This window comes from Streptomyces africanus, assembly GCF_030816955.1.
Classification (GTDB): domain Bacteria; phylum Actinomycetota; class Actinomycetes; order Streptomycetales; family Streptomycetaceae; genus Streptomyces; species Streptomyces africanus.
This window is the reverse complement of sequence record NZ_JAUSYP010000001.1, coordinates 739,084-751,796: the sequence shown is the minus strand read 5'-3', so window position 1 is coordinate 751,796 and position 12,713 is coordinate 739,084. Positions and strand designations below refer to the sequence as shown.

11 protein-coding genes are annotated in these 12,713 nt (G+C 72.7%); 2 read left to right on the top strand and 9 right to left on the bottom strand.

The annotated features are described in order from the left end of the window. Positions 1-2 precede the first annotated feature (2 nt). On the bottom strand, positions 3-545 hold the full coding sequence (locus tag QF034_RS03685; protein WP_307173534.1) for an ATP-binding protein: 543 nt from the start codon (positions 543-545) through the stop codon (positions 3-5). Positions 546-728: 183 nt separating this feature from the next. Then, entirely contained in the window at positions 729-1,052 is a 324-nt protein-coding gene (locus QF034_RS03680) for a hypothetical protein (protein WP_086563123.1), read from the bottom strand. A 401-nt stretch (positions 1,053-1,453) separates the two neighbouring features. On the opposite strand from QF034_RS03680, the gene cds1 reads away from it, so the two are divergent. Further along, entirely contained in the window at positions 1,454-2,578 is a 1,125-nt protein-coding gene (cds1, locus tag QF034_RS03675) for an L-cysteine desulfhydrase Cds1 (protein WP_307173533.1), read from the top strand. A gap of 30 nt (positions 2,579-2,608) precedes the next feature. Here the strand turns inward: cds1 and QF034_RS03670 are convergent, their stop codons facing one another. The 3 genes from QF034_RS03670 to QF034_RS03660 are packed head-to-tail and all read right to left on the bottom strand — an operon-like array spanning position 2,609 to position 5,098. Then, positions 2,609-3,076 (bottom strand): SRPBCC family protein, encoded by a 468-nt coding sequence (locus QF034_RS03670; RefSeq protein ID WP_307173532.1) that lies wholly within the window; start codon positions 3,074-3,076, stop codon positions 2,609-2,611. Positions 3,077-3,124: 48 nt separating this feature from the next. Continuing rightward, positions 3,125-4,216, bottom strand: coding sequence for an IS630 family transposase (locus QF034_RS03665; RefSeq protein WP_307173531.1), 1,092 nt, complete (start codon positions 4,214-4,216; stop codon positions 3,125-3,127). A gap of 48 nt (positions 4,217-4,264) precedes the next feature. Beyond that, positions 4,265-5,098: a DeoR/GlpR family DNA-binding transcription regulator gene (locus tag QF034_RS03660; RefSeq protein WP_306969464.1), complete on the bottom strand. Its 834-nt coding sequence runs from the start codon at positions 5,096-5,098 to the stop codon at positions 4,265-4,267. 282 nt (positions 5,099-5,380) lie between these two features. On the opposite strand from QF034_RS03660, the gene QF034_RS03655 reads away from it, so the two are divergent. Then, a complete protein-coding gene (locus tag QF034_RS03655) occupies positions 5,381-7,798 on the top strand; it encodes a hypothetical protein (protein ID WP_307173530.1) in 2,418 nt (805 codons plus the stop codon). Here the strand turns inward: QF034_RS03655 and QF034_RS03650 are convergent. The 4 genes from QF034_RS03650 to QF034_RS03635 form a co-directional block, all read right to left on the bottom strand. Further along, positions 7,768-10,209, bottom strand: coding sequence for a right-handed parallel beta-helix repeat-containing protein (locus QF034_RS03650; RefSeq protein WP_307173529.1), 2,442 nt, complete (start codon positions 10,207-10,209; stop codon positions 7,768-7,770). The two genes, QF034_RS03655 and QF034_RS03650, sit on opposite strands and share 31 nt — an antisense overlap. A 227-nt stretch (positions 10,210-10,436) precedes the next feature. Beyond that, the gene (locus tag QF034_RS03645) at positions 10,437-11,042 is read right to left on the bottom strand and encodes an Rv1733c family protein (protein WP_307173528.1); all 606 of its coding nucleotides are present in this window, start codon (positions 11,040-11,042) and stop codon (positions 10,437-10,439) included. A 177-nt stretch (positions 11,043-11,219) separates the two neighbouring features. Then, positions 11,220-12,047, bottom strand: coding sequence for an MOSC domain-containing protein (locus tag QF034_RS03640; RefSeq protein WP_307173527.1), 828 nt, complete (start codon positions 12,045-12,047; stop codon positions 11,220-11,222). A 45-nt stretch (positions 12,048-12,092) separates the two neighbouring features. Next, positions 12,093-12,524, bottom strand: coding sequence for a DUF6643 family protein (locus tag QF034_RS03635; protein WP_307173526.1), 432 nt, complete (start codon positions 12,522-12,524; stop codon positions 12,093-12,095). Positions 12,525-12,713 lie beyond the last annotated feature (189 nt).

Sequence of the window (12,713 nt, the reverse complement as noted above, 5' to 3'; positions counted from 1 at the left end):
GGTCAACCGGCAACGGCGGACCGGGCGGGAGCATGTTCGGGCCGCAGCCCGTCGGCGGCGTGTCCGACCTCCGCGAACCTGCGCGCGGGTTTCTCCTGGACCACGTGCCGCGCCCGGCGCGACGGCGCCGCCACCGCGGGGGAGGCCGTCGGAAGGGTGAACCACACGACCTTGCCGGACTCGCCGTCCGGCCGGACGCCCCAGCTCTCGCTCATGGCGGCCACCATCGCGAGCCCGCGCCCGCAGGTCGCCAGCGGCGCGATGTCCTGAGGGTCCTCCACCACGGGCATCCGCGGGTCGTGGTCGCGTACCGAGACCGTGAGCCGGTCGAGCAGCAGCTCCATCTCCACGGTGCACGTCTTGTCGGGCTGGGCATGCCGGTGGACGTTGGACAGCAGCTCCGTCACCCCGAGCGAGGCCCGGTCGATCAGAGCGTCCAGATGCCAGTAGCGCAACTGCGCAGAGACGATTCTGCGGACCTGGCCGATCCGCGACGGCAGGGCTTGGAGCTCCACCGTGCAGTGCCTGCTTGGATAGCTGATCACGGCTGCGACTCCCCGACGTGAGGTCCGGAAGAACACGGAGTTCGGATCCAGCAGGGCGCCTTGGTGACGCTGTCGCCCGCTGTCGTGGCCGGCGGGCTGGTTCGCAGCGTTATCGCCGGTAAACCCAGAGTGACGTGAGACCAGAGTGACGCAGGGGGTGGGGGACCGCAACTCGCGGGCCTCTCAGCCGCCGCGCCCCGCCGCCCGGCGCACGGCCTCGATGAAGCGCCGCGCGGCCGGCGGGCCGGGTTCGCCCGGAGCGGGGTCGTGATCGCCCAGGGTGAGCAGGTACCGGTTGCCGTTGAGATCCGCCGTGGCCCGGTCATCGGGGCCGAACCAGGGCTTGGAGGCGCGCACCGCCTGCACCGGCGCGCTGTCGATCTCACTGCCGTAACTGGTCAGCAGCTCGAGCCGGCCGTCACTGATCCGGACCTGGCCGGCCCGGGTGAGCGAACGCAGCCGCTTCCCGATCCGCACGCCCGTGGCCCTGAACTCCGGCTCCGCCATGCCACCCGCCCCCTTGTGCGTGTCGGTGCACCGGCCCGCCCGCTGCGCGGTACCCGGCACAGGCTCGTGTCCTGATCCAGTGTGCCCCCGTCCGGAGGCTTGTCCGGTGGTGCGTCGTACCCCTTGCCGGTACCCCGTCCGGGGACCCGGTCCCGCGGTGAAGTCTGCCCCCGCCCGGCGCCGAGCACCAGTACAGCAGACCCCCTCTCCAGGGGGCGCCCGGAGCACACACGCAAGTGCGCCCCCTGGACCGCGCGCCCCCTTGCACCGGCTCTGCCCCAGGGGGCGCTTTGGGGGGCTCAAAGGTGCGTTTATGCAGGTGAGAAGCGTGCGCCAGGTGCTTATGATCGGGGTGTCGGCCGCGCGACGCGTCGTCGGCGCGCAGCGTTAGGAGCCCGCTCGTGAGCACCCCCCAGCAGACCCGGACCGGCGTCACCCTCGACGTCGACCACAGCGACACCGCCTACCGCGCATGGCTGAAAGAAGCCGTCCGCAGAGTCCAGGCCGACGCCAACCGCTCGGCCGACACGCACCTCCTCCACTTCCCCCTGCCCGAGCGGTGGGGCATCGACCTGTACCTGAAGGACGAGTCCACCCACCCCACCGGCAGCCTCAAACACCGGCTCGCCCGCTCCCTCTTCCTCTACGGCCTCTGCAACGGCTGGATCCGGCCGGACCGCCCGGTGATCGAGGCCTCCAGCGGCTCGACGGCCGTCTCCGAGGCGTACTTCGCGAAGCTCATCGGCGTGCCCTTCATCGCCGTCATGCCGCGCACGACGAGCGCGGAGAAGATCCGCCTCATCGAGTTCCACGCCGGGCGGTGCCACTTCGTGGACGACCCCCGCACGATGTACGAGGAGTCCGCCCGACTCGCGGCCGAGACCGGCGGCCACTACATGGACCAGTTCACCTACGCCGAACGGGCCACGGACTGGCGTGGCAACAACAACATCGCCGAGTCCATCTTCCGGCAGCTGCGCCGGGAGCGGTTCCCCGAGCCGGCGTGGATCGTCGCCACGGCGGGCACCGGCGGCACCTCGGCGACCCTCGCGCGCTACGTCCACTACATGCAGTACGACACCCGCGTCTGCGTGGCCGACCCCGAGAACTCGTGCTTCTTCGAGGGCTGGACCACCGGCGATCCGGACGTCACCTGCGACTGCGGCTCCCGGATCGAGGGCATCGGCCGGCCCCGTATGGAACCGAGCTTCGTGCCCGGCGCGATCGACCGGATGATGAAGGTGCCCGACGCGGCCAGTGTCGCCGCGGTACGGGCACTGGAGCGCGCCATCGGCCGCAAGGCGGGCGGCTCGACCGGCACGGGCCTGTGGAGCGCGCTGAAGATCGTCGCGGAGATGGTGTCCGAGGGGCGGCAGGGGAGCGTCGTGACGCTGCTGTGCGACCCGGGGGACCGGTATCTCGACAAGTACTACTCCGACACCTGGCTGGCCGCGCAGGGGCTGGACATCGGGCCGTACACGGCCGCGATCGACTCGCTGCTGGACACGGGCGTCTGGCCCGACTGAGGCGACACGCCGGGCCCCTGGCGCGAGGCGCTACGCCGTCAGCCTCCGGTCCAGCGCCGTGACCGCGTCCCGGAAGGCCTTGGCCTGAGCCGCCCGTACCGGCTTCATGGCGAGCCGGTACGCAGCCGTCCCGTCGGTCGCGAACGTCCACCGCACCCGGGTCCCGGTACCGGCCGGGGCGAGCCGCCACTCCTCGGCGATCGCGCGCACCCCGGGCACGTTGGTGACGTCGACGCGATAGGCGTACACCTCGGGTGCCTCCGCCGCGATGATCGACTCCCGGAACCGGACGCCTCCCACGAGCCGGATGTCGCGCCCCTTCCCGCCGTCGATCGGCCGGGCGGCCGTCACCCGGGGAAACCACGCGGCCCAGCCGGGCACGTCCTCCAGGGCCCGGTAGACCGCCTCCACCGGAGCGGAGATCTCCCGCTCGGAGACGTGCCGTACGGGCGCGATCCCGACGAAGTCGAGCCCCACGGGGCGCAGGCGGTGAGCCATGGACGAAGCCCTCCTGCAGGGGAGCGGGCGATGACCGGCAGCGTCACCCTAGTGATCTGAGTCAGAGATTCGTCGGCAGTAGGCGGCGACTTTGTCGAGGATTTCGTCGGCGGTCTTCGTCCAGACGAACGGTCTGGGGTGCTCGTTCCAGTCGGTGAGCCAGGCCCGGATGTCGCGTTCGAGGGCTTGGACGGAGCGGTGGACGCCGCGCTTGAGCTTCTTCTGGGTCAGCTCGGCGAACCACCGCTCGACCAGGTTCAGCCAGGACGCGCTGGTCGGTGTGAAGTGCAGGCGGAACCGCGGGTGGGCCAGCAGCCACCGTTTGATGTCGGGCGTCTTGTGAGTCGCATAGTTGTCCAGGATCAGATGAACCTGCAGATCAGCCGGGACTTCCCTGTCCAGCTTCGCGAGGAACTTCTTGAACTCCGCTGCCCGGTGGCGGCGGTGGAGGGAGCCGATGACCTTGCCGGTGGCGACCTCCAGGGCGGCGAAGAGGGTCGTGGTGCCGGCCCGGACATAGTCGTGGCTGCGGCGTTCGGGAACGCCAGGTACCATCGGCAGAACCGGCTGCGACCGGTCCAGGGCCTGGATCTGCGACTTCTCGTCCACGCAGAGCACCAAAGCCTTTTCCGGCGGATCGAGATACAGACCGACGACGTCACGGACCTTGTCGATGAACAGCGGGTCCGTGGACAGCTTGAACGTCTGCGACCGGTGCGGGGCCAGGGCAAACGCCCGCCAGATCCGCGAGATCGTCGACTGGGACATGCCCGTGGCAGCGGCCATCGACCTCGTCGACCAGTGGGTGGCGTTCTTCGGTGTCTCCTCGAGCGTCTTGACGATGACCCGCTCGACGTCGGCATCGGTGATCTTCCGGGGGACGCCGGGCCTGGGGTCGTCGCACAAGCCGTCCAGACCCCGCTCGATGAAGCGACGCCGCCAGGTGCGGACCGTGTCCGGAACGATCTGCAGCCGACGGGACACCTCCATGATCGAGTGGCCCTCGGCGCACTCCAGCACGATCCGAGACCGCTGGGCCAGAGCCTGAGCCGTCCTACGTCGACGTAGCCAGCCTTCCAGCACCGCCCGCTGGGCATCAGTGACCGACAACGGCGGAATCTTCGGACCCGGACGACTCATGCCCGACTAACGACGAATCTCTGACTCAGGTCACTAGCTGGCGGCCCGTCAGATGTCTGCCCCGTCCTCCTCGGGCTCCCCGGCCACCACCAGCCGTCGCAGATGCTCCACGACCACACCGCGTGCCTCGTCCGGCAGGCCGGCGTCCGTCACGAGCGTGTCGATCCGCTCCAGCGAGGCGAACGAACTCAGGCCGACCTTGCCCCACTTGGTGTGGTCGGCGACCACCACGACCCGCCGGGCCGACTGCACGAGCCGCCGGTTCGTCTCCGCCTCCGCGAGGTTCGGCGTCGACAGGCCGGCCTCGACCGATATGCCGTGCACCCCGAGGAACAGCAGGTCGAAGTGGAGCGCCGCGATCGCCTGGTCGGCCACGGGCCCCACCAGCGAGTCGGACGGGGTGCGCACCCCGCCGGTCAGCACGACCGTCGCCGCGCCCTGCCGAGGACCCGAGGTGCGCTGCGCCGCGTGGAAGACGTCGGCCACCCGCACCGAGTTGGTGACCACCGTCAGGTCCGGCACGTCCAGCAGCTGCTGCGCCAGCGCGTATGTCGTCGTGCCGCCGGACAGGGCGATCGCCGCGCCCGGTGCGACCAGCTTGGCCGCGGCCCGCGCGATGTCCTCCTTGGCGGTCAGCTCCAGCCCCGACTTGGCCTCGAAGCCCGGTTCGTGCGTACTCGCCTCGACCACCGGGACCGCGCCGCCGTGCACCTTCTCCAGCACGCCCTGACGGGCGAGCGCGTCGAGGTCGCGGCGGACCGTCATGTCCGACACGCCGAGCTTGCGCGTCAGCTCGTTGACCCGGACCCCGCCCCGGCGGCGGACCTCGTCGAGGATCAGGGATCGCCGCTGCTCCGCGAGGAGGTTCTGATTCTCGCTCACGTACGCTCCGGTCCTTTCGCCTCAATGCCGTCCGTCAGGCCCAGCACACCTGCCCCAACCAGGACATTCTCCCCCGGCTCCGGTGCGCGGACGCCTCATCCTCGCATGTCGCGGAGCCGGCGGCGCCACCGACCACTCGCCGCGCGTATGTCACCTGTCGCTCTCCGCAGGGTCACGGATCGGGGAGATTCCGTGACAGTAGGTGTGCGGCGCCGCGGAAGTGGAGATCCTTGTGCCCGCACGGACAGAGCCGACGGCGTGTCACGGGGGAAGTGCGAATCAGTGGAGCGTGCGCAGGAACAGGCCTCGACCGGCGGGCCGGACCAGCCCGCCCGGCGGCCCGGTGAGACCGGGACCGCTCTGGAACTCCTGGTCCACGGCGTGGGCGGCACCACGCCGCAGGAGATGCTCGACGATCCGCGCACGGTGCGGATCACCGGCGACGGCATCGCGGCCGTCTTCCGGCGCGCCGACGACGTCGACGCGGAGACCAGCCCGGACGACCGCCGCCGCGACGGACCGGTGCCCGAGGCCTACGTCTGGTGCAACCTCACCTCCGGCAACGGCACCCGCGCCCTGTGGCTGTTACTGCTGCCGTTCATGGTCGTCAACCTCGCCCACTGGATGCGCCCCCACGCCCGGGGCCGCCGCCGCACCGTGCGCCTGTACGGCCTCTTGGTGCGGCTCGCGGGGCTCACCCTGACGGTGCTGCTCGTCGCGGCGGCCTGCGAGGTCGCCCTCGACCTGGCGGCGTGGCAGTGCGCGGGCACGCGCGCGTGCGCCGACCGGCACTCCTGGCTGGGCTTCCTCTCGCCCACCGTCTCGGACGGCGGCTGGTGGAGCAGCCCCGGCCGCAGACTCGCCCTGGCGTCCTTCGTCCCGACCGCCCTGACCGGTCTGCTGTGGTACCTGTCCCGGCGTACCTGGAGCGACTACGAGTCCCAGCAGCCGCCGGCCCGCGACCCCGAACCCGACGAGGCCGGCGACGGCCCGACCGCGCTGGGCCGGCCCGGCTTCTGGTACGGACGCCGGCTGGTGGCCCGGCTGCGCGCCGCGCACACCGCCGCCGGACTGCTCACGGTCGCCGCCGCGGTCGCCAGCGCCGCCGCCCGCCACGACCGCGAGCCCGGCGGCCCCGCCACACTGAACACCCTGGGTCTGCTCCTGGAGGCAGCCCTGGCGGCCTGCGCCGTCGCCGTGGTCTGGGTGGTGTGCCGCCGGGGCCGCAGCGAGAGACGCCTCGACCGGGAACTCGACGAGCGCTTCGTACGACGCCTGCCGCTCGCCGCCCTCGTCCTGCTCGCCCTCGCCCTGCTGTACGCGGGCTGGGAACGCCCCGGCTGGGAGTCGGCCGGCCGGCTGCCGGGCGACGCCACCTTCGGCGGTCTCGCGCTGGCCCAGGGCCTGCTCGTGATCGTCCTCGCCGGCGTCGCTCACGCGCTGCACCGCACCGACCCCGACCGGCGTGCCGTCCTGCGGGGCCTCGGCGGACCGGCCGTCGCGATGCTGGCCTGCGCCCTGGGCGGCGTGATGTCCGGCGGCGTGTCGCAGCGCGTGTCCGACTGGCTGGACGGCACCGGGACGTCCATCGACGGCCCGCCGGTCCTGCTGACCTGGCAGGCGTCCGTGATCCCGCCCCTGATCGTGGTGCTGCTGGTGCTCTTCGGCTGGCTGGCCCACCGCGCCTGGCAGCTCGCCCGCGCCGAACGCGAGGCGGTGGCCCGCGACTACCCGGACGAGGCCCAGGACCGCGCCCGCACCCGCCGTATCGCCTACACCCGCGCGATGGCCTCCCTCACCGACCGGGGACCCCGCGTCGTCGCCGTCACTTCCGGTGTCACCCTGCTGCTCGGCGCCGCAGCCCTCGTGGGCGCCCTGGCCACCGACGAGACGCCGGGCGAGGCGGCGCAGGGCACCTACCCATTCGTCCACGGCGCGGCCGAGACCGCCGAGGCCCTCGGCTCCTGGCTGATCGGCCTCGGCTTCATACTCTTCGTCACCTGGGGCCGCCGCGCCTACAAGGACGCCGCCGCCCGCCGCACCATCGGCATCCTGTGGGACGTCGGCACCTTCTGGCCGCGCGCCGCCCACCCCTTCGCCCCGCCCTGCTACGCCGAGCGCGCGGTGCCCGACCTGACCTGGCGGATCGCGACCTGGACCCGCGTCACCGGCGGACGGCTGGTCATCTCCGGGCACTCGCAGGGCAGCGTCCTCGCCGCCGCCGCGGCCTGGCAACTCGCGCCGTCCACCCGCAGACGCGTCGCGCTGCTGACGTACGGCTCCCCGCTGGAGCGGCTCTACGGCCGCTGGTTCCCGGCGCACTTCGGCCCCGCCGCGCTCAGCTCCCTGCACCGGGAGGTCGACTGCTGGCGCAACCTGTACCGGCTCACCGACCCCATCGGCGGCCCGGTGCGCCTGCCCGGCAACCACGACCTCGGCGTCGACCACGTGCCGTTGCAGGATCCCCTTTCCTACGGCCGCAACGACCTGCACCCGCTGCCGGCGCCGATCCTCGGCCACTCCGACTACCAGGCGGATCCGGTGTTCGCCGAGGAGCGCCGCAAGCTGCTGGCCCGGCTGCGGCCCGGCCTGCCGGCACCCCGTCACACGGCCGAGCAGCCCTGCCCGGGCCCGGAGGCGGAGCCGGGCGCGGAGGCCGGCCCTGGTCCTCAGAGCAGCTCGGGCAGGTCCTCCGCGTAGAGCAGGGTCAGGTCGTCCGTGCTCGGCTCGGGGAGCTGGGCGACCCGGCTCGCGTGCCGCTCCACCATCGCCTCGAAGGTCTGGCGGGCGGTACGGCCGTTGCCGAACGCCGGGCCCTTCGGGATCTCCGCGAAGTATTTACGCAGGGCCTGCGCCGCGCCCTCCGCCAGCCGGTACTCGTGCTCCTCGGCCTGCTGCTCCACGATCCGCAGCAGGTCCTCGGGACCGTAGTCGCTGAAGGTGATGGTCCGTGAGAAGCGGGATGCGACGCCGGGGTTGACCGACAGGAAGCGCTCCATCTCCGCCGTGTAGCCCGCGACGATCACCACGACCGCGTCCCGGTGGTCCTCCATCAGCTTCACCAGCGTGTCGATGGCCTCCTTGCCGAAGTCGCGGCCCGCGTCCTCGGGGGAGAGCGCGTACGCCTCGTCGATGAACAGCACACCGCCGCGCGCCTTCTCGAAGGCCTCCTGCGTGCGGATCGCGGTCGAGCCGATGTGTTCGCCCACCAGGTCGACCCGGGACACCTCGACCAGGTGGCCCTTCTCCAGCACACCGAGCGACGCGAGGATCTCGCCGTACAGCCGGGCGACCGTCGTCTTGCCCGTGCCGGGAGAGCCGGTGAAGACCAGGTGCCGCTTGACCGACGCCGCCTTCAGCCCGGCCTGCTGCCGGCGCCGGCCCACCTCGATCATGTCGGTGAGCGCGCGCACCTCGCGCTTGACGCTCTCCAGGCCGACCAGCGCGTCCAGTTCACCCAGGACGTCCTTGGAGCTGCGGGCCGGCTGCTCGGGCTCCGCGACCGGGGCCGCGGCCGGGGGCTCCGGTTCGGTGCGCTGCCCCGGCACCGCGCCCAGCAGGCCGGGGGAGTGGCTCATCGTCTGCACGGCCGTCTCCCGCGCCGCCGGTGCCCGCAGCCCCGCGCTCTCGTCGCTGGTGCAGTCCTCGACCAGGGGGCCCGCCCCGGACGACGCGTCCGCGCCGCTGTCCGCGAACTCGTAACCCCCGCGCGCGCACCGCTCCGTGCGGCACTTCCGCAAGCTCGTACGGCTGCCGTCGATCACATGGAAGCCGTAGCCGCCGCTGCCCGTCACCCGGCAGTTGTGGAAGCTGCCGCGGCCGCCGGCCGAGACGTACACCCCCGCCTCCGCGGGTGAGTCGACCGTGCAGCGCTCCACCGTGGGGTCGGCGCCCTTGGTGACGATCACGCCGGTCTGGGTGCCGTCCAGCGTGCAGTTGCTGAGAGTGCCGCCGCTGCCGTGGTCGCGGAACCAGGCGCCCGTCGCCGCGTCCCGGATCCGGCAGTCGTCGAGCTGCGCGGTCGCTCCGTCGCTCACCGACACGGCCGTGTTGCGCACCTGCGACAGGTCGCTGTCGACGACGTCCGCGCGCGAGCCGCGGTCGAGGACGAACAGGGCGTCCGGCACGTCGTGCACCCGGCACGAGTCGAGCACCGCTGTGGCGCCGTCGCTCACCCACACCGCCGGGTAGTCGCCCGTGCTGTCGAAGATCTCGCACTGGTTGGCGTCCACGCGCGTGCCCGGGTCCCACACCGACAGGCCGTTGCGCCCGAACTGCCGCACCGTGGTGCGGGTCAGTGTGAGGACGGAGCGGGACCGCAGGTCGACGGCGTTCTCCGGGATGTCGTGGATACGGCAGTCGGCGAGCGTCAGCACCGCGTCCGTGTCGAGCGTGACACCGTCGGCCGTCGTGCGGTGCACATCGCAGTCGGTGAGGTGCGCGGTGGCCCGGCCGGTGATCTGCACACCGCTGCCCCGGACCTCGTAGATCTCGCAGCCCACCGCCTCCAGCGCGGAGTTCTCCCCGGTCGCCGACAGGCCCGAGCCCGAGGTGTGGTGCACCCGGCAGCGCTCCAGACGGGGGTGCGCGCCGCCGCGCACCGCCACGCCCGCCTGGCCGGCCGCGACGACCTCGCACTCCTCGAACACCCCGCCCGCACCGTCGAGCACGGCGATGCCGATGCCGGCCGGATTGTCGACCGCGCAGCGCCGGACCGTGGGCCGGGCGCTGCCGCGCACCTCGATCCCGGCCGCCGACCGCGTGACCACCCGTACGTTGCTCAGCTCCGGCGTGCCCTCCTCCACCAGCACCGCGGGGGCCGCCGCGTCCTGGCCCTCCACGTGCAGGTCCTGGACCACCGCCGAGGCGCGCACGGTCAGCGGCACGCCGTCCACGGGCGCGATCCGCACCGAGCCGGGGGAGCCCTCGGGGCCGCGCAGGGTCACCGCGCGCTGCACGACGAGGTTCTCCCGGTAGGTGCCGGGGGCGACCGTGAGGACGTCTCCGTCGGCCGCGGCCTCCAGGGCAGCGGCGAGCGATGCGTACTCACCCGTGCGGCGCCGCCACCGCGACGTGCCGGTGTGCGTCACCTGGACCGTGCCCTGTGCCATGGTGTAGCTGTGCCCCCACCTCGGTCGTACTGATGGCTCGTTCGCCTTCGGGGCGCTCCCGCCGGTGTCGGGACCGCGGCCGTGCCGGGCCCTGAGGCCTGCGCGCGCACGCGGCATCGAGACCGGCGCGCCCCTCCTGCTCGCTCGCGCGCGGGTTGTGCCGAACGGTTCGGCCGGACCACCGTAGCGTGCGCGCGGGTGGTGGGTTGACCAGAGCCGGAAGGCCGTCAGCTGCCGGTGCCCGTCCTGCCCCAGTCCGGGCCCGCCTTGTCCCATGCCTGGTCCCAACGGGCGTACCTGCGGCGGACCATGCGCCAGACGATCAGCCGTCTGCCGCCCTCTATGAGACCGCCGGCCGCGAGGGCCGCGCCGAAGCCGGCGAGGACCGCGTGCGTCGACGCCGTCGCGGAGTCGAGGGGGCGGGCCACCATCCGGCCCTGCCGGTCGGTCCATATCCGGAACTCGTCGCCCTGCTGCGGGTCCTTGAGGCTCGCCAGCACCGAGCCGTGATGCGCGGTGCCGTCCGGTGCCGTCCAGTCGGCGAGGACGCGGGTGCGCAGATCCCGGCCCGTGGACGTCTCCGGGTCGGCGTCCAGCGGGGAGCGGTCCAGCTCGCGGACCACTGTGGCCGTCACCAGATGCCGCGCTTGGTGCTGCTCGCGGACGGAGCGCTGAAGGGCGTCCTGGGCGGCGCCCCCGACGAGGGAACCGGCCAGCGGGGCGACGAGGAGGATCAGCACCAGAGCTGCCAGCGCCACCCAGGCCTCGGCCAGATCGGTGGCGCGGCACAGCGGATTGCGCCGCCAGCGCCAGAGTCCACTGATCGCTCGCACTGCCTGCACCCCCTTCCCGCTCCGTGATAACCCCCCGGCGGAGCCCTCCACGCGCCAACCCGGCGAAGAGAGAGGGAAATCACCTCTCACCGGCGACTCTCATGAACTTCTCACACAAGGCCAACGCCCGGGCGCTCGGGGCGGTTCCCGCCCCGGGGTGCGGACCTCCGGCCGGATCTATTCGAGGATTCTCACCGGGTCACCGAGCCGGATCGTGCCCCCGGACAGGGGCACCAGGTTCTGCCCGAAGACCAGCTTGCCGCCGAGCCGCCGGTGCCGCCCCAGGCTGTACAGGGGCTCCCGGCCGCGCTCACCGGTGCCCTGGTCGGTGGTGGTCACCACGCACCGGCCGCAGGTCTTGGCGACGCGGAAGGACACCTCCCCGATGGCGAGACGCGACCAGTCGTCCTCGGCCCAGGCGTTGGTGCCCGCCACGACCACGCTCGGCCGGAAACGGTTCATGGGCAGCGGGCCCTCGTCCGCGTGGTCACCCTGCGCGATCAAGGCGTTGAGGGCGGCGAGGGAGGCCGTGGTGGTGAGCAGCAGCGGAAAGCCGTCGGCGAAGGAGACGGTCTCGCCGGGACGCGCGTACTCCGGGTCGACGGGCCGGCGCGTGGCCGGGTCGTCCATGTACGCGAGGCGCACGCCGATGCCGAGATAGGCGCTGCACCAGGCGTGCGCGGCCTCGTCCTCGGCGGGGACCGCGTCGACCTTGTCGCGGAAGAGCTCCACCGGCACCGTGCCCGACGGCCGGGGAACGGGCACCGTCAGGGGCTCCATGCCGGGTGCGGACAGCCGGACGCCGCCGTCCGGCAGAAGCTCGGCGGCGGCCAGTGCGAGGCGCGGCAGCCCGCGTTGCGTGACGACCTTGCCCCCGTCGTCGATCAGCACCCAGCGCCGGTCTCCGGCCAGCCCCCAGGGCTCCACGACGGCCTCCCGGGGCGCGAGGCCCCGGACCGCCTTGACCGGGTGGACGTGGATCGAGTGCAGGTGTGCGTTCCCCATGGGGCCATCGTGCCAGCCGGCACCGACAGCCCCCGGGCGGGCGGCTCAGTAACCGCGGTACTGCTGGTTGTTGTACGGGTCCTGATAGGGAGTCTGGGCGGGCCGGGGAGCCGCGGGGCGCATCGCCTCGTAGCCCGCGGCGGGTGCCGCCGGGCGCGGCTGCTGCGGCTGGGGGCCGGGATAGCCGCGCGGTGCGGTGGCCTGCTGCGGGATGTACGCCGCGGGCGCCTGCTGGAACGGCGCGGGCTGTGGCGCCTGCGGATAGCCGTAGGCGGGCTGGGCCGGGGCCGCCGGAAGAGCGGGCAGCGCCGAGGGGAGGGCGGGCAGGTTGCCGCCGGGCGTGTCGTACTGCGCGGGGACCCGGATCGGGGCGATCTGCGGGGTGCCCCGCTCGGCGACGAGCTTGTCGTAGATCGGGGTGTCCGGGAAGGAGGCGGAGTAGTAGCCGCCGCCATAGGTGGAGCGGGGGGAGGTCATGGCACATAAGTTAAGCCCACGATGTGCTGGTTGGGGAGACCGATAAGAGGGTTGTTTTCCGTGTCGGCAGTGACCCGGTACCCCCAATGCGAGCGAACTCGGCAAAAAGGGGCGTCGAACAAGGCCCCGATCGTGTAAAGGCCGAGTTCCGGGCGGGTTACCAGGGGTTGGCCACCGGTCTTCCGGTGG

Coding starts and splice junctions, on each gene's coding strand:
- QF034_RS03670 (WP_307173532.1), bottom strand. CDS start 3,076: ATGGCTCACCGCCTGCGCCCCGTGGGGCTCGACTTCGTCGGGATCGCG.
- QF034_RS03680 (WP_086563123.1), bottom strand. CDS start 1,052: ATGGCGGAGCCGGAGTTCAGGGCCACGGGCGTGCGGATCGGGAAGCGG.
- QF034_RS03650 (WP_307173529.1), bottom strand. CDS start 10,209: ATGGCACAGGGCACGGTCCAGGTGACGCACACCGGCACGTCGCGGTGG.
- QF034_RS03640 (WP_307173527.1), bottom strand. CDS start 12,047: ATGGGGAACGCACACCTGCACTCGATCCACGTCCACCCGGTCAAGGCG.
- QF034_RS03665 (WP_307173531.1), bottom strand. CDS start 4,216: ATGAGTCGTCCGGGTCCGAAGATTCCGCCGTTGTCGGTCACTGATGCC.
- QF034_RS03635 (WP_307173526.1), bottom strand. CDS start 12,524: ATGACCTCCCCCCGCTCCACCTATGGCGGCGGCTACTACTCCGCCTCC.